Genomic DNA, 23,201 nt, shown 5'->3' with positions numbered 1-23,201 from the left:
GTTAAAGGTTAAAGGTTAAAGGTTAAAGGTTAAAGGTTAAAGGTTAAAGGTGAAAGAGGAAAGAGGAAAGAGGAAAGAGGAAAGAGGAAAGAGGAAAGAGGAAAGGTGTAAGGTGTAAGGTGGCTATTTGGTGTTTAGCGTAAGTCTTGGTTCAGTAGACTGGCATTGCCGCCGATTGCGGCGGTATTGATTGTGACGGTTTGTTCGACTGAAAAGCGTTTTAGATAATCGGGTCCGCCGGCTTTCGGGCCGGTTCCGGACAGGCCCATGCCTCCGAAGGGTTGTACGCCTACCGTCGCGCCGATCATGTTGCGGTTGATATAGAGATTACCGACTTTGGCTTGTTGTTGAATCTTGCGTGCCGTTGCGTTGATTCGGCTGTGAATGCCCAGCGTCAAGCCGTAACCGGTGGCATTGATGTCGTCGATTACTTGCTCAAGGGTATTGCTAGAATAGCGGACGATGTGCAGTATCGGGCCGAACACTTCTTCGGTCAGTTGCGCAAGCGAGTCGATTTCGATCAATGTTGGGGGAAAATAAGTCCCATCCGGCAATTCGTGCGGTAACGGCGATTGAAATAAAATGCCGGCATGTTGACGCATGGCTTCAACATGCGTATTTAATTTGTCTAAGGCCTTTCGGTCGATGACCGGGCCGATATCGGTTGCATAATGGCCCGGATCGCCGATCGTCAACTGCTGCATCGCGCCGATCAGAAGTTCGATGACTTTATCGGCGGTTTCGTGGGGCAAGAATAATACACGCAAGGCCGAGCATCGCTGGCCGGCGCTGTTGAAAGCGGATTGCACCGCATCCAGTACCAGTTGTTCCTTATGTGCCGACGTGTCGGCGATCATCGCATTTTGACCGCCGGTCTCGGCGATCAACGGCACGATATCGGCGTGTTCGGCGAGCTGTCGATTGATCGAACGCGCCGTTTCGGTAGAACCGGTAAACGCGACGCCGGCAATACGCGGATCCCGAAGTAACAGGGGCCCTATTTCAGAACCGATGCCCGGCACGAAATTCAATACCGGGCCCGGAATGCCGGCTTGATGCAGAAGTTTGACGCATGCTGCCGCGGTGAGCGAAGTCGCTTCGGCCGGTTTAGCCACGACCGTATTGCCGGCCGCTAGCGCCGCTGCGATTTGGCCGGTAAAAATGGCAATCGGAAAATTCCACGGGCTGATGCATAAAAATACGCCGCGGCCGTAATAAGCCAAAAAATTATCCTCGCCGCATGGCCCGGGTAAAGCCATCGGTCGGTCGAACAACTCAAGGGTGCGTGCGGCATAGTAGCGGCAAAAATCGACCGCTTCTCTGACGTCGGCCAAAGCGTCTTTGATTGTTCTGCTGCCTTCGCTGACGCATAAAGAGACCAGTTCGGTACGGTTATACTCCAACAAATCGGCAGCATTGTTAAGATAGCGCGCTCGTTTTTGCACGTTAGTCGAACGCCATGCATCAAAAGCCTCTGAAGCTGTGTCGAGAGCGTCGGCAACGGTATCGGCACCGCAAAATGCAACGGTACCGACTTTATGCGAATGATTGGCGGGATTTACGATAACCCGTTCGCTACCCGACAGACATTTTCCGTTAATCAACGGGCCGGCATGATGAGAGAGGCCGGATAATTCGTCGAGACTTTTTTGCAACGAGTACAACTGTTCGGTATCGGCCAGATTGAAGCCTTCCGAATTGCGCCTTTCCTTACCGAATAGATCGACCGGCAGCGGTACGCTGGTTTTCTCGAAATCATTGAGTCCAAGCCAGAAAGTGACTGGATTTTGCACGATGCGTTCAATGTCGATATCGGGGTTTTCGATTTGATTGACGAAAGAGGTATTCGCGCCGTTTTCCAGCAAACGCCTAACCAGATAAGGCAATAGTTCTTGATAATGGCCGATCGGCGCATAAATCCGGCACGGAATAGACCAATTCGGGTGCGTCGCCAAATTTTGATAAAGCGCTTCGCCCATGCCGTGCAGGCGCTGAAATTCGTAATCTTTACGATTGCCAGCCATTTGCCTGATCGCGGCGACGGTATGGGCATTATGTGTCGCGAATTGTGGATAAAATATGTCGGGTTCTATCAATAATCGCGTTGCGCAAGCCAGATAAGAAATGTCGGTCGCCGATTTTCGCGTGAACACAGGATAAGCGGAGAGTCCTAATTCCTGAGCGCGTTTAATTTCTGTGTCCCAGTACGCGCCTTTGACTAATCGGACCGGAATCTTCTTATGCTCTGTTTTGGCCAGAGCCGAAAGCCAAGCGATGACATGCGGAGCCCGTTTTTGATAGGCTTGTACCGCAAGGCCTAGTCCAGGCCATCCTTTTAAACTCGGATGAGTGAAGACCGCCTCGAAAATCGTCAGCGATAGACTCAAGCGTTCCGATTCTTCGGCATCGATCGTCAATGTTAATCCGCCTTGCCGCGCGTATTGAGCCAACGTGAGTAGTTTTGCAGTCAATTCCGGGGTAGCCCGTTGGTGTTGCAACGCTTCATAGCGGGGACAAAGTGCCGATAGTTTGACCGAAACGCCCGGTTTTTCGAACAACGATTCACCGTCGGATTCTTGAGACAGTTGCCGGATCGCATCGAGATAGGCCGAGAAATAACGCTCCGCGTCCGAGACGGTGACCGCCGCTTCGCCGAGCATATCGAAGGAATAACGGTATTCGGGATACTTTTGGCTGGCATGCAGCGCCTCGAAAATCGTTTCAGCCATGACGAATTGCGAGCCTAAAAAATGCATTGCTTTTTGCAACGCCAGACGGATGACAGGTTGACCTAAACGCCCGAGCAAATACTCGAATACTTGTGCCTCGTCAGCCTTGATATAGCGTTCGAATAAACCGGTCACTAGTAAAGCGCCGGTCGATAAGTTAACCAGCATCGAGTCGCTATGATGGAGATGCGTTTGCCAATCGGCCGAAGATAATTTATCGGCGAGAAAACGGTCTTGTGTCGCGCTATCCGGTATGCGTAATAGGGCTTCGGCAATGCTCATCAATACCACGCCTTCTTCGCTATTGAGCCGGTATTCATGCATAAAGGCATCGACAACGGATTGCTTGTCTTTATCGGCCCGGATCTGTTCAACCAGTATACGAGCCAGCGCTTCGGCTTCGGCGGGATTATAATCGGTCAAGCCAACCATTAATTCGATTACGCTAGCAGTTTCATCGTTCAAGTAGGCTTGATCGATAGCTTTGCGCAAGGTTGATAAAGAAAGACTAACCATAGAAAGTTTACGTTATTGTGCGAACGAATTAACTATTTTAAGAAAAAGATCTGCCGATAACATATTAAGTTGAATCCTTGGTATTTTTTATACTCCAAAAAATGTTTGTCCACAAATAACTGTTGTATTGATGATTAGATTTTCGAGAATTTTGTTTGTTGTGCTTTTAAGTTGGCTCGTCGGGTGCGCGCCGGCCGTTTATAAGCCAGGTCAACCCGTCATAGAAGCGCTATTGCTGGAAGATCGCTATATCACACCGGACGGCTCCTGGTTGCCGGTCAGAAAATGGCTGCCGGAACCGGGCCAAACGAAGGCTGTATTGATCGCTTTACACGGTTTCAACGATTACAGCCGCTTTTTCGAGGAGCCTGGGGCATTTCTAAAACAAAAAGGAATCGCCAGTTATGCCTACGATCAACGCGGTTTCGGTCAAAGCCCGCGTCGGGGCTTGTGGAGCGGTATCGATGCGTATACTGAGGATCTGGATTTGTTTGTCAGACTGATAAAAAGCAAGCATCCGGGGCTGCCGGTTTATCTTTTGGGCGAAAGCATGGGAGGAGCCGTCATCATCGCGGCTATGTCCCGCGAGAAGGCGACGCCGGTTAGTGGTTTAATTTTATCGGCGCCTGCCGTTTGGTCTCGCGAAACGATGCCGTGGTATCAACGCAGTTTGTTGTGGTTTATGTCCCACACGATGCCCTGGATGACGTTGACCGGGCGGGGTTTGAAAATACAAGCCTCGGATAATATTGAAATGCTTCGGGAGTTGGGTAAAGATCCGCTGGTGATTAAGGAAACTCGCGTCGAAACGATTCATGGGTTAACCGATCTGATGGATTCGGCATTCAATAATGCTCAGAATATTCATGTCGATACTTTGATGCTGTATGGTGAAAAGGACGAAGTCATACCAAAGCAGCCGACGCTGCGTTTTTTGCGGGATTTTCTCGACACCGAAGGCGCCGATAGAACCGTTGCTTTCTACGAGAACGGCTATCACATGCTGTTGCGCGATTTGCAAGCTAAAGTGATTTGGCGGGATATCGCTGCATGGGTCAAGGCATCGCACAAGCCTTTGCCATCAGGAGCCGATCAGCGCGATTGGCGAATGTTGGCGAAAAGATAAACCTAGAAAAAGTATTTTGCCATGAAGATCATGAAGAAAAAAACGGTAAATCAATGATTTATTTTGCCTACGCAAATTATTTTTGCTCTCCAAATGCTTATGAAGGACTGGCAGTAGCTCTCACTGCCATTAAGTTAAGGATTTTTCCGTTCGCCCTGAGTCTGTCGAAGGGTGAATGGAAAAATCCTGGGTCGATAAGTTAAGTCGTCCATGGTTCGACAGGCTCACCATGAACGGCTTAACTTAATGGCAATGGGCAGTAGCCCTGCAAATGAAAGTACGAGGGGTGGGTGAGAGTGCGGTCACTCGCCCGACAGGGCGCCGTGAATACGTCCATGTAGGTTCGACGGCGGCTCCCTGCCGCCGACGCCTGTCGGTCGAGCAACCACACTCTCTTCGGAGCCGGCATTTTCTCTGCTGAGCTTCGTATATCGAAAAATTAGAAAAGGAGTCCGAATCTGTGAGCTTTCGCAGTAAAAGGTTGTTAAAATTTTAGAGTAGGCCGTTAAAAGACTTCATGAACTTCATGGTTAAACTGCCGAATTTAGGTTTATACGCCCGGGGAACTATCGAACCGGCGTCAATTCCCGAGTGTTTTTGATGAAAACAAAACTGTCGTAACGCCGCGCGACGCGCGATCCGACATACTGGCCGTAGTCCCGTCTTGGATCGTAAATCACCCCGATCGCACGGTTTCCAATCAGTTGACCGAGCGCTTCGTGGCGCCGTTCTTCGTCGCCGAACATCAAATAAAACGCTTCCGGTTCGAGCCTTGCCAAGACTTCCTCGATGCTGCCTGGCTGCGCTTTGGGTATGGTCATGATCGACATCGGCGCGCCCCAATTAGCCCCGGCATTTACCTTGCCTTTATCGGTTCCGAAACCCACGATATATACCTGCTCCGCGCCGAGCGATTGCCGGCTCAATTGACCGATATTCAAGGTTTCTCGCAGAATCATCGTGGTTTTGCTGGCATCGCCGACATGCGTGTTGTGCGCCCAAACGATGCCTTTTGCTTCGGGACCATGACGTTCGAGCAAGCCCTCGACCGATACCCACATGTGTTTGGCACGGCTATTCCAGGCATCGGGTCCTTCGCGGATCGCCAAGCGGAAAAAATCCTCGGCATTCTTGATGACCAGGGCTTTTTGCCTGGCTCGAAAACGGATTTTAGGGTCGTTATCAGCGGCTTCGGGCTTTAGATCTTGAATGATTTTAAGGACTTCTGCCAACTCTTTTTCGCATGAAAAACCGCCTCGCGCCGTGGCTCTCGCGTACATCCATTCATCACGGTCGTACTCCTTGAAACAGTTCAGCCGGCGTTCGATTTCGGGAAGCTGCTCGGGAAAATACGCGCCGGTTAGTGCTAGTAGGTCGTCTATCGCTTCCCATTGCCCGTAGACATCCATGCCGAACAAGCCGATTTTATCCGATTCCGGACGGGTTTTGTTGAATTCGCGAAGCCATTCGGCCAAGGCCTCAATGTCCCGGTTCGCCCACATCCATTGCGGCCAGCGGGCGAAGGTTTTGAGCACATCGACAGCCGTCGTGCCCGGCTTGGATCGGCCTTTGACATAGTCGTTGAGTCGATAGAGCGAAGGCCAATCGCCTTCGACGGCAATGAATGAAAAGCCTTTTTCGGTAATCAAGCGCTTGGAAATTTCGCTGCGCCAATGGTAGAACTCATGCGTACCGTGCGTCGATTCGCCGAGTAAGACCAATTTTTTATCGCCGGCGGTTTCGATTAAACGGTTGAGGTCCGAATTTTGCTTGAGAGTAATGGCTTTCGGCGCTAAATAAGCCGACAAAGACTCGGATTCGGCATGCGCGAGCGTTACGCAGAACAATAAAAAGACCGGAAAAAACAAAAAATGCGTGATGATTTTCATATTATCTAAGAGATTTGAGATGCCGAATGAAAGCAAGTCGGAATCGGTTTATCGATAAGAATAACGATGATTTCTTAAGGGCTTGAACCCAATTTTTCGGTAATAGTTTCTCAAATTTTTGTTTCAAATTGACGATTTGGCCAACGATGCGTTGATGCATCGCGCTTGCCTTGATTGAATCGATAATCCGCATTAAAAATTCATAGGATATCTTGAACCAAACAAATGTTAAGAGCTTGGCTTTGGCAATGCGAAAAAGCCAGAAAGTAAATGCAGCAATTGGAATTTTACCGATATAAAGGGTAATGCCAAAAGCTAGACTACCTTTGGCAAGCAAGCCGATTGCGATAAAGCCGAGTAGCTCGACCTGAATGAATAAAAACAGAAAAACGCACAGAAGCGCGTAGCGATTCAAGTCGACAACCGAGGATTCTATTCGTTGCAAAACCTTCAGGCTATGGACAAACCTAAAAACCGGAATAGCAATCGTATCCCAGATCAGCTCTTCCAGTAGAATATAAATAAAAACCCAAAAGCCTAAGAATAAATTGCTGATTTTCTTTATAAGTTTTGCCATAGAAAAGCCGGTGTGCAAAAGTAATCAAGCGTTGGGTGAAAAAATTAGAAAAGCGTATGTTTTTTGGCTTCCCACTTAAAACGGGATAAAAGTACTAAGGATTAACCGTTCGCCCTGAGCTTGTCGTAGGGTGGATGGTTAATCCGCCTATGGTTCGACAGGGCTCTCCTGAGCGCAGCCGAAGGGCTCACCACAAACGGATTAACTTTAAACTGTCCCGCGTTAAGTGAGTAGCCGATTTTTTTAAACAGTGCAAGCCGAGACGATTTCGCCTTTGTTGTTCAATATCAGTTTTAAACGGCCATAGCAAGATTTTTGATCGCATTGGCATCCTGAACCTTCCATGATGCTTTCAAGGAATGTGACATAAATCAACAATTCGCCGGGTTGCCGGTCCAAAACCTCATACTGTATCGATTCGTTTATAATCCACCCGTTTTGGCTGCAAAAATCAGTCAAGACATGGGTGTTTTCCAAAAATTTTTTTATCGGGTCGTCTTTCGTATTAATCATCGCTGCCGCTCCCAGTGATTCGTTGTCGATTAAGATAAACAACCGGAACGACTAAAGCAATTGACTGAATGGAATAAAGTCGAATCGGGTTTCAAGTATTGTTGACTCCTATCCGGTCGAAGAAACGGGCTGTTTCCAGAAGGTGCGAAAGGTATATACCCATCGCACTTCAAATTTCGGCATTGACGCGTGGAGGTGCCGGGGTGTTCGGCAAAGGCTTTGACAGCAGGGATGCTGTCACAGAGCCTACATGGACGTATTCACGGCGTCCTTTGACGGACACCCCGGCGCCGAAATTTGACCAGCAAAGGGTATAAATGCTTTTTTACTGTGAAAGTTCGTAAATTTGGATTCATTATCTAATTTTTCGATATACAAATCTCTGTTCTGGCAATGCCGGTTCCGGAGAGGGTGCGGTTGCTCGATCGACAGGCGTTGGCGGCAGGATAGCCGCCATCGAGCCTACATGGACGTATTCACGGCGTCCTGTCGGGCGAGTGACCGCGCCCTCCCCACGTCTCGTACTTTCATTTGCCGGGGTGATTGCCGGGCTTTCATGAACGTTAGGTTTAACGCTGAAGAAATTTCCTAAACCAGTGTCGCAACTAAATGATTGTTATCGGTCGCCATTAGCTTGGCATCGATAATTCGGTTTTCTATCGCTTCTGGTTCGTCGACCTCACAGCCGACGCGCAGATAATTCGGCGTATAACCGAAAATCCGATGTTTACCGTTGTCGAGGGGCTCGGTTTGGCTTTCCCAGAGCACCGGCGTTGTTCGCCCGATGTTTTCCGATTGAAATTGCCGCTTCATTGTTTCGGTCAATTCATGTAGCTCTCGACTGCGTTGTTTCTTGACCGCTTCCGGGATTTGATTCGGTAGCGTAGAGGCTTTCGTACCTTCGCGTCGCGAATAGGCGAAAATATGAATATGCCCGAAACCGGTGTTTTCGATGAAATCGAAGCTTTCATGCCATTCTTGCTCGGTTTCGCCCGGGAAACCGACGATGATGTCGGTCGTGATGTTGAAGTGCGGAACCGCGGTTCTCAAGCCGGTCACGATTTCATTGAACTCTTCGGTTTTGCAGCGTCTGGCCATGCGTCGCAGCACCGAATCCGAACCGCTTTGCAACGGCAGATGCAGATGCGGCATCAGGCGAGGATTATCGAAAAGCTCGACAAAATCGTTCGGCAACTCCCAAGGCTCCAGAGAACCCAGCCTAAGTCTCGGAATTTCGGTATCGCTAAGAATCGCTTTGATCAAGTCGGACAGACTTTGATCGGAATCGGAGCCGTAACCGCCGAGATGCACGCCGGTGATGACGGCTTCATTGATGCCTTGACTATAAAGCGTATTGATTTCGTCGACGATTTCTCGTATCGGTCGGCTTTTTTCCTCGCCACGAGCAACCGTCACGATACAAAACGTGCAACGGTAACGGCAGCCGTCTTGCACTTTGATAAACGCACGTTGACGGCCGCGGCTGAATAATGAGACTTCGCCGGGTTCGGTCGACATGGCCGGCATGCTGTCCATGTTCAGTTCGGTCAGGGTTTTGGCGACCAGACTTTCTTTGTCTTGATTTCCGATGACGAGATCGACGCCCATCAACTGCTCGGCTTCTTCGCGGTTGAGTGTGGCGTAACAGCCGCTGACGACCAGTTTGGCAGCCGGATTGGCCCTGTGTATGCGCCGAATTAATTGACGCGATTTACGTGCCGCATCTTGCGTGACCGCGCATGAATTGATCACGATCAGATTCGCGTTCTCGGCCTGGCGCGTGATTTGATGGCCTTTTTGTTGAAAGGCCTGGGCCCAAGTTTCGAGCTCGGCTTCATTGAGACGGCAGCCCAATGTTTTAAGATGTACGTACATTATCCAAAAAACCAATAGGTAATGAGTATGGCAGCTAAGATGCCGAAAAAGTCGGCTATTATCCCACAAGCAGCCGCATGGCGAATATTTTTGATGCCGACCGCGCCGAAATATACGGCTAAAACATAAAAGGTCGTTTCGGTGCTGCCCTGTACGATAGAAGCCAGACGCCCCGCGAATGAGTCGGCGCCGAGCGTTTGCATCGTATCGATCATCATCGCCCGCGCGCCGCTGCCGCTGAACGGTTTGATCAACGCGGTCGGCAATGCGTCGATGAAACGGTCGTCCCAAGACAGCATTTTGACCAGTGCTCTAACCCCTTCAGCCACCAAATCCAACGCGCCGCTCGCGCGAAACACGCCAATGCCGACCAGCATCGCGACCAGGTATGGAATAATGCCGATTGCGGTCTGAAAGCCTTCCTTCGCGCCTTCGATGAAGGCTTCATAAGCGTCGATGCGTCGATAAACGGCGCCGCTGATAAACACAACGACCAACGTGAACAGAATGATGTTGCTGATAAGTGCGGACTGTTCGAGCATTTGTTCCTTAGGTAGCCGGTAAAAATATCCGACCACGATAGCAATCATTAAACTGAAACCGCCCAGATATAATGCAACGACTCGATCGAACAAGTTGATTTTCTGAGCCGCCGCGACAGCAATCAAGCCTGCCACGGTTGAAAAATAAGTGGCAATCAGTATAGGAATGAAGACATCGGTCGGATTAGCGGCACCCAATTGCGCTCGGTACGTGAAAATCGTCACCGGAAACAAAGTGACCGCCGAAGTGTTAATGACTAGGAACAAAATTTGTGCGTTACTCGCGCTATTCGGGTTAGGATTCAAGGTCTGCAGTTCCTTCATTGCCTTGATGCCGAGCGGTGTAGCGGCATTGTCGAGACCGAGCATGTTCGCGGCGATATTCATGACCATTGCGCCCAAAGCCGGATGGTTTTTCGGAACTTCGGGCATCAGGCGCGTGAAAAGCGGCGTCAAGCCGCGCGTTAAGAGAAGTATGAAGCCGCTACGTTCGCCGATGCGCATGATACCGAGCCATAAGCTCAAAACGCCGGTCAAACCTAACGATATTTCAAAAGCTGTTTTAGAAAGCGCGAACATCGAAGACATGATGCGCTCGAAAACCTGATGGTCGCCCAAAACGATCAGTTTGATGACGGCCGTCATGAAGGCGCTCAAAAAAAAGAAAATCCAGATGATGTTCAGCATGATCGGCGATGGAGTTATCGCGAGGTCCGGAGGACATGACAATTGTCGAAGTATAGCATGTACCGGCTAGCGATGAAGCGAAGGGTGCGTTCAACCAGCAATTCCCAATTGGGGGATCAAAAAGGCTATGTTCGCGTTAATAGTTGATACTTTTGAACTTAAAGCCAACATGAAACTCAAGGATACAACTCTGAATAACTTTCCTTTTTTCAATATGACGCTAATGGTTGAAAGGAGGGTACGGTTGCTCGATTGACAGGTGTCGGCGGTAGGGAAAGCCGCCGTCAAGCCTACACGGACGTATTCACGGCGTCCTGTCAAGCGAGTAATCGTACCCTCTTCCACGCTCAGTGTATTGGAAAGCAATCATTGACTAGTTCCTAAATGGTTTATTTAGTAGGAAGGAAAACCGTTTCAACTGCTAACGCGAACATAGCCATCAAAAAGGGTTTGGGGTGTGCTTGGCGTGAATGCAGATTTTGCATGGAGCAAAAATCTGCCCTGCTGCCGGCTTATTCGCCAAGCGCACCCCGCACCCTTTTTTTATCCTCAAATTGGAAATTGTTGGCGAAAGAGGTGGCTTAGGAATAAAGTGGCGATATTAATCTCTAACGGGCCGCTTATCGAGTTTACGTTGTAAAGTTCTGCGGTGCATGTTTAATGCGCGCGCCGCGGCCGATATATTGCCGTCATGTTGCATCAGCACTTTTTGCAGATGCTCCCATTCCAATCGTTTGACCGACAACGGATTTTCATTGATGCTGACCGAGGCGTCGCCTTCGTTTTTATTCAGTGCGGCGACGATTTCATCGGCATTGGCCGGTTTCGTCAAATAATGGATCGCGCCTAGCTTGATCGCTTCGACCGCCGTGGCGATACTGGCGAAACCGGTTAACATAACGATCCGTGTGTTATCGTCGAGCGACATTAGCTTCTTGACCAATTCCAGCCCCGACTGATGGCCGATGCGTAAGTCAATCACAGCATATTCCGGCTCGAATTGTTCGGCGAGCTTGATACCGTTTTCGACGTTGTTAGCGACTAGGACTTCGAATGAACGTTTTTCCAACGCACCTTGTAACACCTTGCAAAAAGTTTCGTCGTCGTCGACTAAAAGTAATCGGGGATTATCCGGTTCCTGTAATGTCATTTGCTTCCTCCAAAGCGATTAAAGGCAGGGTAATCTCCACACAGGCCCCACCTGATTCTAAATTAGTAAATTCTATTTTGCCGCCTAATCGGCGAATGGTGCTGCAAGTTAAAAAAAGCCCCACACCTAAGCCGGATTTATTGCTAATGACCGGTTGTTTACCGATCAGTTCCAAAATTTCTGAACGCACGCCGGGGCCGAAGTCGCGAATTTTTATGTGGGCCTGCTCTAAATCCCAAGAAGCATGAAATTCGATACCGAGATCGTCTTGAGTCGCTTCGGCGGCATTGTTCAGTATGTTGATCAATGAATGAGTCAATGTTCGTTCGGCAATGATGCCGGCATTCATCGGTACCAAAGGGTTGATAAACAAATTGAGTTTGGTTTCGGGTCTGTGCGTGCGCCATTGGCTGAGTACTTCATCGATATATTCGGTCAACGGCATGATTTTACCGGATTCCGCCCGCATTTCACCTGCGCTGGCCGACATGACAGACAACGCTTGTTTGCAACGATTGATCTGCTGAGTCATGATCTGAGCTTTTTCATGCAGATCTGGGTAACGGTGCTCGGGGTATTCGTTTTCCAATTCATGGGCGACGATCGCGATGGTTGCCAGCGGTGTGCTGATGTCGTGAGCGGCACTTGCCGCTAGTGTGCCAAGCGAGACAACCCGCTCATCCCGCAAGGCGTTTTCACGTGCTTCGGCGAGCGATCGTTCCTGAGTCCTAAGTGTTTTTGCCAATTCCACGACAAAAAAAGCGACTAAGCCGGCGCTAAATACAAAACCGAACCACATGCCGAAAATATGCAGATTGAAATAATGTTTATCGCCTATTTCGTGCATTTGGCGCAGCATTTCGAAATGATCCATGTCCGAATGCGGCGAGGCAGTAGTCATTTTTTCGATCATCATCAACTCGGGGGTTGTGGTCGGTATATGAGGTTCTATGGCCGGCAAGGGGATGTTGTAAGTGATCAATACCGTATAAGTCGATGTGGTTAGAATCACCATATACCATGCATAAGACGGTGGCAGCATGATCGCAGTAATGATCAACGGCAACAAAAACACCCAGATAATCGGATTGGAGGCGCCGCCCGTCATATAGAGGAGTGCTGCGATGCCCAAGACGTCGATGACCAGATGAGAAAAAATTTCCAGTTCGGTTACCGGATCGTCGGTTTTCAAGCGCATCCAAGTATAGAGATTGACCGATGCAATCGAAAGCACGACCAGCCAAAGCTGCTCCTGAGGCAGAACGATGTTTAGTCCGTGCACGGATATTAGGATGAGCACCGATTGACTGGCAATCATCAGATTTCTCAAGATGAATAGCCATTTCAGATTTTGTTTTGTCGATAACTCGGTTTTTGGTAGTAAGTCTGAAAACATGAAATACTTTATTGGTTAAGTTAAATTTCCGGGGCTAAATAGAGTTTAAATTAAAAAAATGCCCAGGACGGAAAACATTTGAATTTGAAATTAAAGGCATGGTGAGCAATTAACGCTTTGTAAACTTTCAGCCCCTCTTTGAAGAAGAGGGCTAGAGGTTTTTAAATATACCTTTCGTACTTCAAATTTCGGCAGTGCCTAAGGAGGCGCCAGGGTGCTCGGCAAAGGCTTTGCCAGCATGGATGCTGGCATAGAGCCTACATGGATGTATTCACGGCGTCCTTTGACGGGCCCCCGGTGCCGAATTTTGATCTACGATGAGTATAAATCCCCCGCAATCCCCATTTTTCAAGGTGGAAGAATACTTAACTTAACCTGATTAGCAAGATGCTTCAGCTTGCTGAAGCCAATTGTCCGAGCAGAGGCCAGTCGTAGCCACTTCTGCGGGACGGGTTATTTAACCCGTCCCCAACGTTTCGGTTTGCCCTAAACATTTCGGCTAACTTCGGCCAAAGTCAAAACGTTTAGGACGGGGTTGCAAACCCCGTCCTGCTAGGGATATGCTGGTTTTTGGGCTTTAGCTGAAGAAACTTGCTAATCAGGTAACTTAATGGTAATGACCCTCACCTCCCGAGAACTTTCATCATCCGGGGTGGTTGATTGCCAGGCCTTCATGAACGTTAGGGGAAGCCAAAGCGACAATTTTTTTGGATGCAGGGAATTGAGGAGTTTCAAATCTATTCGATCGGATAGCCGTTAAATTAAGATAGTCGAAAGCTTATATTACTCCCTTTTGATTAAAAAACCGTCTAAGAATAAAAGGTTTGGGTTGTGCCTATCAAGGACCGCGGTGTATACCTTTCGCGCTTCAAATTTCGGTAGTGTCTGAGGAGGCGCTGGGGTGTCCGACAAGGGCTTTGCCAGCATGGAACTGGCATAGAGCCTACATGGACGTATTCAGGGCGTCCTTTGACGGATACCCCTGTGCCGATTTTGATCTACGATAAGTATAGCTGTCTCAAGAATCGTAAAATACGGCATAAATTCTTATTCAACCGGTAATATTTGGTCTATCTTTATTGATAAGTAATTAAACAGCGCAAATCAATACCTGCCCCCAAGCTATCTATAACTTTCGCACTTCAAATTTCGGCAGTGCCCGAGGAGGCGCAGGGTGTCCGACAAAGGCTTTGCCAGCATGGCGCTGGCATAGAGCCTACATCGACGTATTCACAGCGTCCTTTGGCGGACACCCCGGTGCCGAATTTTGATTTACGATGGGTATACATGCGCTGAATAGTTACAATGATAAATATTTAATTGGCAAGGTTATATACCAATGTTTCGAGAACGAAAAGAATATAGAAAAAACCTTACTTCCTCAGGAAAATTGCATTTAGCAGGTGAAACATTGGACTTTATTAGTCACGATGTTTCGGTGAATGGGATCTTGATCGAAATCGTGCCGGGTAGGTTGTTGTCTAGCTTTAGCGATTTTGAATCGTTTATAAATGAAAATAGTGCGGCTGAAATTTTTGTTAAAGATTTAATGCTAACCGGTGAAGTTGAAATTATTTGGATAAAAGAAAAGGATGGCAATGTCTTGATGGGGTTGGAGTTCAAACATGTTATTTACAATGCCGACCGCTTATGGTTGAAGCGTCAGTATTATCGTAAAAAACAGTCTTTTGCCGGTTTTTTGATGATTAAAAACAAGCGGGTTGAATTTGAAGGAAAAAACATTTCGGTAGACGGCTTGATGATCTATGTAAAAGATCCCGATAAAGATTTGTTGCAGCATACGGTGGTCAGTTTATATTCTGAACCTTTACAAATGAAAGGGATGGCTAAGATTTGCTGGATACAACACGAGCAAGAGCAAAATGGTGCCTTAATAGGCTTGCGTTATTTAAGCGGTGAATGATATTTTCGGAAATAAATTTAGGGTGCTTTTCAATTTATTCATCAGACCAGTTTTCCAGCAAGTAACCTAGGCCTCGAATCGTTCGGATATTGTTCCCGAAGGGTTTGATACGCTTGCGTAGCCTGTGTATATATACTTCGATGGCATTGTCGGTTAATTCGTCTTCACTTGTCGATAAACGTTGAGCAATTTTATCTTTGCTAACCACATATCCCGCTTGAAGCATTAGTGTTTCAAGCACATCGTATTCCCGCTGCAGTAAATTCAAGGGTTGATCGTCAACTAGAATTTGATGTTGAAGTGTGTCCAGCGTTAGTCGACCGATAACAATATGTTGATTGAAGTCGCAATAACTGCGGCGAATCAATGCATGAATACGTGATTCCAGTTCTCGACAATCAAACGGTTTAACCATGTAATCGTCCGCGCCACGTTTAAGTTCGTTGATTCGATCGCTCATTGCGTCACGAGCCGTCAAAATTAGGACGGGAACTGCATTTTTTCGTTGCCTTAGTTTCCATAAAACTTCACTTCCGTCCATGTCGGGTAAACCTAGATCCAGGATTACCAAGTCGAAATCTTGAGCGAGCAAAAGACCTTGCGCGTAAGCGCCGGTTTGGGCGCAGCTGACATCATAGCCCGATTGTGTGAGCGTATATGTTAAGCCGTCAGCCAAGACGGCATCGTCTTCTACTATTAGGATTTTCATGTTTTTAAATTAACTTGTGTTTATAGTCCCATTTAAGACCCCTGCAATACGGGGGCTTAAGATTTGAGTCTTCGTTAATTATACCCATCGTAGATCAAAATTCGGCACCGGGATGTCAGCCAAAGGACGCCGTGAATATGTCCATGTAGGCTCTATGCCAGCTCCATGCTGGCAAAGCCTTTGTCGGACACCCCAGCGCCTCCCTCGGGCACTGCCGAAGTTTGAAGTGCGAAAGGTATAACGAATGACCGATGAGGCGAAATAGACGTGCAGCGCCATGAGTTCTGTATTATTGTTGGCGCGGGCTAGAACAGTTGCTTGGCTTAAGCTGCTGGCGGGCGGTTGAGAAAAATTTATCGGTGCGATAAGACAGCTTATATTGGTTCCACAGGCTTCCGGCTCCATCCATACCGAGCAACCGGTTATCGTGGCCAAGCGTCTTGATATTAAACGTTGCCCGGTTCTGCTTTTAATGTGTCCCAATAAAATCAAATCAGATTGGCCGGCAAGTGAAAATCGCACCAGTTCGTCCATTCGGCCGGTTCTTTCCATGGTTTGGAAAATAATGCCGATTGACATATTCAGTCCTTAGGAATCGAGAGTTCTAATGAATATTATTGCGAAAACCTTTCACCAATCTTGCGTGAGATCGACCGAGGGCAAATAAATCGTTCGTCATTGTATACCTTTCGCACTTCAAATTTCGGCAGTGCTTAAGGAGGTGCCGGGGAGCTAGGTCGATTTTGCTCCTGCAAAATCGACATTCACGGCATTCATGGCGCTCGCAAAGGCTTTGCCAGCATGGAGCTGGCATAGAGTATCTACATGGACCTATTCACGGCGTCCTTTGGCGGACACCCCGGTGCCGAATTTTGATCTACGAGGGTATAAAACGGAATGCTTGGATTTGAGTCGCTGAAAGCGGGATGTGGTGTTTGGGTTTGCTGGATGAGGCAAGGAGGGTGTCGGCGGCGGCAGGGAAAGCCGCCGTCAAGTCTACACGGACGTATTCACGGCGTTCTGCCATGCGAGTTACCGAACCCTCAACAAAGCCCATAGTTCCAGGGCGTTATTTATCACGAATTCCTAAATATACCTATCGCACTTCAAATTTCGGCATTAGCGTATGGAGGCGTCGGGGTGTTCGGCAAAGGCTTTGGCAGCATGGATGCTGTCATAGAGCCTACATGGACATATTCACGGCGTCCTTTGACGGGGCACCCCGACGCCGAAATTTGACTAGCAAAGGGTATAACCTATAATCGCGAAATCCTAAGAATATTCCACACACTTTTTGATCCCCAAATTGGAGAATGACAGATATGGCTTAGTCGTACTTGATATATTTAAATCGAGGATCATCCGGGGTGCCTTCCAGCGAGGACTCTTCGTCCAATCCCGGTTGCCACATCACGACGTCCTCAATTTTCTGCGCCAATTCAAAATCTTTATTCGTTATGCCTTTTGCGGCATGATTGACCAATTTGACGATCACGAAAGCATAAGATACAGTCATGTCGGGATGATGGAAGGCTGCTTCGGCCAAGTGGCCTACGGTATTGACGACCATTAATGTCGATTTCCAGCCACTGGTTTTGTACTTGCGTCGAATCCAGCCTTTTTCGAGATACCAATTCGGCAATTCCGCTTTTAGTCTAGCTTCGACCTCTTCATCGGAATAGGTTTCTTCGTGTTTGCGTTCTCTCCAGCTCATGATGACCTCTTTAAATTAATCGTAATAATGGTAGTGAAAGGCGTTATTGTTCCAGCAATTCCCAGTTTGAGCAGTTTCACCGATTTTAGGGTGTGGGGTATGCCTGTCGAGGAACGCCGTAAACCCATCCATGGGGGCTTGGCAGCAGCTAAGCGCCAAGGATGGCGTGAATGCAGATTTTGCAGGAGCAAAAATCTGCAAGCGCCAAGGATGGTGTGAATGCAGATTTTGCAGGAGCAAAAATCTGCCCCTGCTGCCGAAATCCTCGCCAAGCATACTCCACACCCTTTTTGATCTCCAAATTGGGAATTGCTGTTATTGTTCATCTTGTTTGACGCATTCTAACAATGAATATTGAATGATGAATAGCGTAATCGCCACGGGGAATAGCAAAAAATGTTCAATAAGAAACAAACAGGCAACTGAAAAAGCCATTGTTACCATAGACAGTAAGCGCTTGCGTTCGGCTATCTTTAACATGACCTTCAGCGTTTCATGATCTATGTTTTTCCGCTGTCCGACAAAAAGTATTACCGTTATCAGTGAAATGAAAGCCAGAAAATATGGGAAATAAATGAACATCGGCGCATCGGGTTCGAAAAATCGATGCCAATAAGTAAACCATACGAATAAGGTGCTCGATGCAAAAAAATCATGCCAGTTGAGATAGCTTGGTTTATCGATCAATACGCCGATTCCGCTAAGTACCATTACCGTACCCATGATCGGAATGACAAACGGCGACAATAGATAAGCAACCAGCGGATGATTGTTATCGGCAAGGTAGCCCAGTGATAGGCAGGATAGGATGAAAATAGGCATAAATGAGCACATGCTTCCTAAGAAAAGTGACGTCATAGAGGATTGTATCTCAAAGACGGTATTCGCCAATGATTGTATTGCTTGGGTGTTAATCATGCGTGAAGATTGATGATCAAAGGGCTACAATGATTTAGACTGTTGAGTAAAAACCGGAGGAACGCACATGCCAGAAAAATTCAAGTACATCCGTTGGTTTGAGGAACTAACGATCGACGATATTCCCTTGGTTGGCGGAAAAAATGCCTCGCTGGGCGAAATGTACCTCGAACTAGCCGCCGAAGGCATCCGCGTGCCGAACGGCTTCGCGATTACTGCGGAAGGTTACCGGCACATGCTCGATAAAGCGGATGCCTGGGAAGCCTTACATGAGGCGCTCGATACCTTGAATCCGGACGATGTGAATGACTTGGCTAAGCGAGCCAGAAAAGCGCGAGATATCGTTTACGCGGCGCCGCTATCCGAAGACTTGGAGCATGAAATTCTGATTGCTTTCGATCAACTGCAGCGACAATACGATGAGGAATTGACCGTTGCGGTTAGAAGTTCGGCGACGGCCGAGGATTTGCCGACCGCGAGCTTTGCGGGTCAGCAGGACACCTATCTGAACGTGCATAGCGGACAGGCTCTGCTCGATGCGTGTAAACGCTGTTTCGCGAGCCTGTTCACCGATCGGGCGATTCATTATCGGATCGATCAAGGTTTCGATCATTTCAAGGTGTCGTTATCGATCGGCGTGATGAAAATGGTCCGCTCGGATTTGGCATCGAGCGGCGTAATGTTCTCGATCGATACCGAATCGGGCTTCAAAGATGCGGTATTCATTACCGGTGCTTACGGCCTCGGTGAAAATGTCGTGCAGGGTTCGGTCGACCCGGACGAGTTTTATGTGCATAAGCCTACCTTCGAGCAAGGTCATCGTTGTGTGTTGCGACGGTCGCTGGGCGCGAAAAAAATTAAGATGGTCTATAGCGAAGGCCGTACGCGCGAGCAAACTTGTAATGTCGTGACGTCAGCCGAGGAGCGTTCGCAATTTTGCTTGAGCGACGACGAGGTGCTGACTTTGGCCGATTACGCGATCAAGATCGAGAAGCACTACAGCGCGAAGGCTGGCATGCCCAGGCCAATGGATATCGAGTGGGCGAAGGACGGGCTGGACGGACAACTCTATATCGTACAGGCACGGCCCGAAACAGTCGCATCGCAGTTGAGCGGGACGACGCTCGAACAATACGAACTGAAACAAAAGGCCGAGGCGATTGTGACAGGACGAGCGGTCGGCAGCAAGATCGCGGTCGGTACCGCGCATGTGATCAAAAATGTCAGCCAATTGAATACCTTCAAACCCGGCGAAGTGTTGATTACCGACATGACCACACCGGATTGGGAACCGGTCATGAAAACGGCCGCAGCGATCGTGACCAATCGAGGTGGGCGCACCTGTCATGCCGCAATCATCGCTCGCGAGCTGGGTGTTCCGGCCGTGATCGGCTGCGACAATGCGACCGAAACGATTAAAACCGGTACGACTGTCACGGTATCCTGCGCCGAAGGCGATGCCGGCAAGGTTTATGACGGCGAGTTGAGTTTCGATGTCAATAAGACCGATCTTTCCGGATTGAAGCGACCGAAAACTAAAATTATGCTGAATTTGGGCAATCCGGAATTGGCATTCAAACTCAGCTTTTTGCCGAATGACGGCGTCGGATTGGCGCGGATGGAATTCATCATTACCGAGTTTATCAAGGCTCATCCGATGGCGTTGATTCATCCTGAACGCATACAAGATGCCGAAGAAAAAGCAAAGATTAAACGCTTGACCCGCTATTATGCGCAGCCGGAGGATTTTTTCATCGAGCGTCTTGCGGAGGGAGTCGGTACGATCGCTGCAGCGTTTTATCCGAAGCCGGTCGTGGTCAGAATGTCCGACTTCAAGACTAACGAATATGCAACCTTGCTCGGCGGTCGCGGGTTCGAGCGCGACGAGGCGAATCCGATGATCGGTTTCAGAGGCGCTTCGCGTTATGTGCATCCCGATTATAAGGAAGGCTTCGCACTCGAATGCCGAGCGATGAAGCGGGTTCGCGAAGACATGGGTTTGACCAACGTGATTCTTATGATTCCGTTTTGCCGCCGGGAGCAAGAGGCGGTGCGCGTTTTGGATTATATGGCCGAGCTCGGTTTGAAAAGAGGGGAGAACGGACTCGAAATTTATGTGATGTGCGAAATTCCGAATAATGTGATTCGTATCGATGCGTTTTCGAAACTGTTCGACGGTTTTTCGATCGGTTCGAACGATTTGACACAATTGACGCTCGGCGTCGATAGGGATTCCGAAATACTTGCCGAAGATTTCGATGAGCGCGATCCGGGCGTTAAAGAAATGATTCGTATGGCTGTGGAAGGCGCGCGCCGTAACGGCAAGCATTCCGGCTTGTGCGGGCAGGCGCCGTCCGATTATCCGGAAATGGCCGAATACCTAGTCGAAATCGGCATCGATTCGATGAGTTTGAATCCGGATACGGTGTTGCAGACAACTCAGCGGATTTTGAAAATGGAAGAACAATTAAAAGGGTGATAATCCTGAGCAGCCGGAGCCCATCGATACCCTTTGCGAGTCAAATTTGGTAGTTTAACCAAGCAGAAAATGAAGTTCATGAATTAACTCAAGAGGTTGCCTGAGTATCCTTGTTAACCTCTCGGGTAAGCGAGAGTTTTACACAAATGAGTAACGAGTTATTGAATTAACTTGTTACTCTTCAAAGTGAAATGAATTTTTAGGATAATCAAGTCCCGCAAAACGTTTGATAAACACGTTCGTCGGGTTGAGGCGGTTCTTGATAGTGCCGGCAACCGGGTTGTTCGGTAAATGGTTTGTTGAGTACGGCGAGCAATGCTTCAAACTTTGAAAAGTCCTCGTCTTGAACCGCCGCGCTCAATGCTTGTTCAGCCTTGTGGTTACGCGGAATATAAGCCGGATTGACTCGACGCATGGCTTCGGCTCGTTGTGCCGGAGACTCCGTTTCTTGATCGAGACGGGTTTGCCAGCGCTCTAACCAATTGTCAAAGTCCGGCGTTTGTGGCAGATAATCATTCAGGGTCGGTTCTGTAGCGGGTCCCTCGGCGATATGGCTCAGTGCTCGAAAAACATTGGTGTAGTCGGCTTTATGTTGTTGCAGCAATTGAAGCAAGGAATCGATCAATTGTTTATCATCCTGTTGCTCGATTGCTAAGCCTAGTTTGCGACGCATGCCCGTCAGCCAAAAAGTGTCGAAAATATCTGAAAAACGATTGATGATTTCAACGGCGATAGCGATTGCCGAGTCTTGCTCGTCATGCAGTAGCGGTAATAAGGTTTCCGCGAACCTTGCTAAATTCCATTGGGCAATTCGTGGTTGATTGCCGAAAGCATAACGGCCAAAGTCGTCGATCGAGCTGAATACGGTGTCCGGATTGTACTGATCCATGAATGCGCATGGGCCGTAGTCGATCGTTTCGCCCGAAATCGTCATATTATCGGTGTTCATGACGCCATGGATAAAGCCGACATGCATCCAACGCGCAATCAGCGACGCTTGCCGTTCTTGAACGGTTGTCAGCAATGCCGAATAGGGATTCGGTGCGGATTTCAAATCCGGGTAATGACGGCCTATTGCGTAGTCGGCTAAAAGCTTGACGGCTTCCCTGTCTTCTCGCATGGCAAAATATTGAAATGTGCCGATGCGAATATGGCTTGAAGCAACGCGCGTTAATACGGCGCCGGGTAGCGGCGTTTCTCGGAATACCGGTTCGCCGCTCGTTACGGCGGCCAGAGCGCGTGTCGTAGGAATGCCGAGTGCATGCATCGCGTCACTAATCAAATATTCGCGAAGAACAGGCCCTAATGCGGCTCGTCCGTCGCCGCGACGCGAGAAGGGCGTTTGTCCCGAGCCTTTTAGTTGAATATCCCAGCGCCTTCCGGCGCGATCAATAACTTCCCCGAGTAAAATCGCCCGGCCGTCTCCCAATTGAGGTACGAAGTTTCCGAATTGATGCCCGGCATAAGCCATGGCGAGCGGTTCCGCGCCTTCAGGAACGAGATTGCCGGAAAAGAGTGCAGCTGCGGTTTTGTTATCTAGTTCATCCAAGTCCAAGCCCAACTGATCCGCTAAGTTTCTGTTCAGTTTGATCAAGCGAGGATCTTGTACCGGCGTAGGATTTAATCGCGTACCGAAACGTTCGGGTAGGCGTGCGTAGGTGTTATCGAAGTTAAATGACGGCATCATGATTCTATTGGCTTTCAGCAAAGTGTTTGAGTTGGGCTATCTAAAAATAGCGTCCTAAATAAAAAGATAACTTGGACGGTATAATAGTTTAAAAGTTTACTAAAATACTAGGGAATTAGCCAAAAGATATGATTGGATTTAACTTCTAAATTGATCCTGATTAGCAAGATGCTTCAGCTTGCCGAAGCTAAGTGTCCGAGCAGGGGCAAGTCGTAATCGCAAAAACTAAAATATGCTGTTACCCAAGCTCCAGCTTGGGTAACCTGTAGCTTCCCGACAATCAAGAAAGATTGAACGAGCGAGTCCAGCAATTCCCAGTTTGAGCAGTTTCGCCGATTTTAGGGTGTGGGGTATGCCTGTCGAGGAACGCCGTAAACCCATCCATGGGGGCTTGGCGGCAGATCCCTGCTGCCGACATCCTCGCCAAGCATACCCCACACCCTCACAAGCGCCAACTTAAGGAAGGAACGCGTCATTCCGCCAGGGATTGGCGGAATCCAGGGCCAAGGATGGCAATGCGTAGCACCGCATCCATGCAACATGGATATCGACAACCCATACCAATATGACGAATAAAGCCATAAACGCACCATAGAATAGGCACTAAGTTGGCGCTTATGCCCCACACCCTTTTTGATCTCCAAATTGGGAATTGCTGGAGCGAGTCGGGGTTGATTGAGAATGTGCGGAGGTTGTGTTGGTCTCAGGAAGCTGGAGCTTCCGGGGTGTCTTTCCCAAGCTTGGGAAAAAGTGTGATGTGGGTTGACCGT

17 protein-coding genes are annotated in these 23,201 nt (G+C 48.6%); 4 read left to right on the top strand and 13 right to left on the bottom strand.

Annotated features, from left to right (window positions below; genetic code table 11):
- Positions 1-134 precede the first annotated feature (134 nt).
- The gene (gene putA, locus EQU24_RS13880; protein WP_017838925.1) at positions 135-3,245 is read right to left on the bottom strand and encodes a bifunctional proline dehydrogenase/L-glutamate gamma-semialdehyde dehydrogenase PutA; all 3,111 of its coding nucleotides are present in this window, start codon (positions 3,243-3,245) and stop codon (positions 135-137) included.
- Positions 3,246-3,375: 130 nt separating this feature from the next.
- Between putA and EQU24_RS13875 the strand changes: the two genes are divergently transcribed.
- Positions 3,376-4,371: an alpha/beta hydrolase gene (locus EQU24_RS13875; RefSeq protein WP_017838926.1), complete on the top strand. Its 996-nt coding sequence runs from the start codon at positions 3,376-3,378 to the stop codon at positions 4,369-4,371.
- A gap of 566 nt (positions 4,372-4,937) precedes the next feature.
- Here EQU24_RS13875 and EQU24_RS13870 read toward each other — a convergent pair.
- The 7 genes from EQU24_RS13870 to EQU24_RS13835 all read right to left on the bottom strand — a co-directional run bounded on the left by EQU24_RS13870 (position 4,938) and on the right by EQU24_RS13835 (position 13,000).
- Positions 4,938-6,260, bottom strand: coding sequence for an erythromycin esterase family protein (locus EQU24_RS13870; RefSeq protein WP_138767180.1), 1,323 nt, complete (start codon positions 6,258-6,260; stop codon positions 4,938-4,940).
- Position 6,261: 1 nt separating this feature from the next.
- Positions 6,262-6,837 (bottom strand): hypothetical protein, encoded by a 576-nt coding sequence (locus EQU24_RS13865; RefSeq protein WP_014148209.1) that lies wholly within the window; start codon positions 6,835-6,837, stop codon positions 6,262-6,264.
- A gap of 243 nt (positions 6,838-7,080) precedes the next feature.
- Complete coding sequence (locus tag EQU24_RS13860) at positions 7,081-7,350, bottom strand: hypothetical protein (RefSeq protein ID WP_017838928.1); 270 nt, start codon at positions 7,348-7,350, stop codon at positions 7,081-7,083.
- A gap of 588 nt (positions 7,351-7,938) precedes the next feature.
- Positions 7,939-9,225: a tRNA (N(6)-L-threonylcarbamoyladenosine(37)-C(2))-methylthiotransferase MtaB gene (mtaB, locus tag EQU24_RS13850; RefSeq protein ID WP_017838929.1), complete on the bottom strand. Its 1,287-nt coding sequence runs from the start codon at positions 9,223-9,225 to the stop codon at positions 7,939-7,941.
- Positions 9,225-10,454, bottom strand: a complete 1,230-nt coding sequence (locus EQU24_RS13845) for a nucleoside recognition domain-containing protein (RefSeq protein ID WP_017838930.1) — start codon at positions 10,452-10,454, stop codon at positions 9,225-9,227. Before EQU24_RS13845 ends, mtaB begins: the two co-directional genes overlap by 1 nt.
- Before the next feature lie 601 nt (positions 10,455-11,055).
- Positions 11,056-11,604 carry a response regulator transcription factor gene (locus EQU24_RS13840; RefSeq protein ID WP_017838932.1) on the bottom strand — a complete coding sequence of 183 codons (549 nt, stop codon included), beginning with the start codon at positions 11,602-11,604 and terminating at the stop codon, positions 11,056-11,058.
- Entirely contained in the window at positions 11,582-13,000 is a 1,419-nt protein-coding gene (locus tag EQU24_RS13835; RefSeq protein ID WP_017838933.1) for an ATP-binding protein, read from the bottom strand. Before EQU24_RS13835 ends, EQU24_RS13840 begins: the two co-directional genes overlap by 23 nt.
- 1,339 nt (positions 13,001-14,339) lie before the next feature.
- Between EQU24_RS13835 and EQU24_RS13825 the strand changes: the two genes are divergently transcribed.
- On the top strand, positions 14,340-14,924 hold the full coding sequence (locus EQU24_RS13825) for a PilZ domain-containing protein (RefSeq protein ID WP_017838934.1): 585 nt from the start codon (positions 14,340-14,342) through the stop codon (positions 14,922-14,924).
- A gap of 34 nt (positions 14,925-14,958) precedes the next feature.
- Here the strand turns inward: EQU24_RS13825 and EQU24_RS13820 are convergent, their stop codons facing one another.
- The 3 genes from EQU24_RS13820 to EQU24_RS13815 all read right to left on the bottom strand — a co-directional run bounded on the left by EQU24_RS13820 (position 14,959) and on the right by EQU24_RS13815 (position 17,347).
- Entirely contained in the window at positions 14,959-15,633 is a 675-nt protein-coding gene (locus EQU24_RS13820; RefSeq protein ID WP_017838935.1) for a response regulator, read from the bottom strand.
- Positions 15,634-15,711: 78 nt separating this feature from the next.
- Positions 15,712-16,212, bottom strand: a complete 501-nt coding sequence (locus EQU24_RS22440; RefSeq protein WP_017838936.1) for a hypothetical protein — start codon at positions 16,210-16,212, stop codon at positions 15,712-15,714.
- Between the two features lie 748 nt (positions 16,213-16,960).
- Positions 16,961-17,347, bottom strand: a complete 387-nt coding sequence (locus EQU24_RS13815; RefSeq protein ID WP_017838937.1) for a 4a-hydroxytetrahydrobiopterin dehydratase — start codon at positions 17,345-17,347, stop codon at positions 16,961-16,963.
- Positions 17,348-17,517: 170 nt separating this feature from the next.
- Here EQU24_RS13815 and EQU24_RS22435 point away from each other — a divergent pair, with 170 nt between their 5' ends.
- On the top strand, positions 17,518-17,682 hold the full coding sequence (locus EQU24_RS22435; protein ID WP_175421644.1) for a hypothetical protein: 165 nt from the start codon (positions 17,518-17,520) through the stop codon (positions 17,680-17,682).
- Here the strand turns inward: EQU24_RS22435 and EQU24_RS13805 are convergent.
- Complete coding sequence (locus tag EQU24_RS13805; protein WP_017838938.1) at positions 17,663-18,169, bottom strand: hypothetical protein; 507 nt, start codon at positions 18,167-18,169, stop codon at positions 17,663-17,665. The genes EQU24_RS22435 and EQU24_RS13805 overlap by 20 nt on opposite strands.
- 163 nt (positions 18,170-18,332) lie before the next feature.
- Here EQU24_RS13805 and ppsA point away from each other — a divergent pair, with 163 nt between their 5' ends.
- Complete coding sequence (gene ppsA / locus EQU24_RS13800; protein ID WP_017838940.1) at positions 18,333-20,744, top strand: phosphoenolpyruvate synthase; 2,412 nt, start codon at positions 18,333-18,335, stop codon at positions 20,742-20,744.
- Positions 20,745-20,952: 208 nt separating this feature from the next.
- Here ppsA and EQU24_RS13795 read toward each other — a convergent pair whose 3' ends face one another.
- Positions 20,953-22,452, bottom strand: a complete 1,500-nt coding sequence (locus tag EQU24_RS13795) for a protein adenylyltransferase SelO (RefSeq protein ID WP_209005072.1) — start codon at positions 22,450-22,452, stop codon at positions 20,953-20,955.
- Positions 22,453-23,201 lie beyond the last annotated feature (749 nt).

Origin of the sequence: Methylotuvimicrobium buryatense, assembly GCF_005931095.1 — a bacterium.
Taxonomy (GTDB): Bacteria; Pseudomonadota; Gammaproteobacteria; order Methylococcales; family Methylomonadaceae; genus Methylotuvimicrobium; species Methylotuvimicrobium buryatense.
The sequence above is the reverse complement of the archived record's forward strand: the minus strand, read 5'-3'. Positions and strand labels throughout refer to the sequence as shown.

Excerpts from the sequence above, each read along its gene's own strand:
- EQU24_RS13820 (WP_017838935.1), bottom strand. The coding sequence starts at position 15,633 with ATGAAAATCCTAATAGTAGAAGACGATGCCGTCTTGGCTGACGGCTTA.
- EQU24_RS13815 (WP_017838937.1), bottom strand. The coding sequence starts at position 17,347 with ATGAGCTGGAGAGAACGCAAACACGAAGAAACCTATTCCGATGAAGAG.
- mtaB (WP_017838929.1), bottom strand. The coding sequence starts at position 9,225 with ATGTACGTACATCTTAAAACATTGGGCTGCCGTCTCAATGAAGCCGAG.
- EQU24_RS13805 (WP_017838938.1), bottom strand. The coding sequence starts at position 18,169 with ATGCCTATTTTCATCCTATCCTGCCTATCACTGGGCTACCTTGCCGAT.
- EQU24_RS13845 (WP_017838930.1), bottom strand. The coding sequence starts at position 10,454 with ATGCTGAACATCATCTGGATTTTCTTTTTTTTGAGCGCCTTCATGACG.
- EQU24_RS13835 (WP_017838933.1), bottom strand. The coding sequence starts at position 13,000 with ATGTTTTCAGACTTACTACCAAAAACCGAGTTATCGACAAAACAAAAT.
- putA (WP_017838925.1), bottom strand. The coding sequence starts at position 3,245 with ATGGTTAGTCTTTCTTTATCAACCTTGCGCAAAGCTATCGATCAAGCC.
- EQU24_RS13840 (WP_017838932.1), bottom strand. The coding sequence starts at position 11,604 with ATGACATTACAGGAACCGGATAATCCCCGATTACTTTTAGTCGACGAC.
- EQU24_RS13860 (WP_017838928.1), bottom strand. The coding sequence starts at position 7,350 with ATGATTAATACGAAAGACGACCCGATAAAAAAATTTTTGGAAAACACC.
- EQU24_RS13870 (WP_138767180.1), bottom strand. The coding sequence starts at position 6,260 with ATGAAAATCATCACGCATTTTTTGTTTTTTCCGGTCTTTTTATTGTTC.
- EQU24_RS22440 (WP_017838936.1), bottom strand. The coding sequence starts at position 16,212 with ATGTCAATCGGCATTATTTTCCAAACCATGGAAAGAACCGGCCGAATG.
- EQU24_RS13865 (WP_014148209.1), bottom strand. The coding sequence starts at position 6,837 with ATGGCAAAACTTATAAAGAAAATCAGCAATTTATTCTTAGGCTTTTGG.
- EQU24_RS22435 (WP_175421644.1), top strand. The coding sequence starts at position 17,518 with ATGCAGATTTTGCAGGAGCAAAAATCTGCAAGCGCCAAGGATGGTGTG.
- EQU24_RS13825 (WP_017838934.1), top strand. The coding sequence starts at position 14,340 with ATGTTTCGAGAACGAAAAGAATATAGAAAAAACCTTACTTCCTCAGGA.
- EQU24_RS13875 (WP_017838926.1), top strand. The coding sequence starts at position 3,376 with ATGATTAGATTTTCGAGAATTTTGTTTGTTGTGCTTTTAAGTTGGCTC.
- ppsA (WP_017838940.1), top strand. The coding sequence starts at position 18,333 with ATGCCAGAAAAATTCAAGTACATCCGTTGGTTTGAGGAACTAACGATC.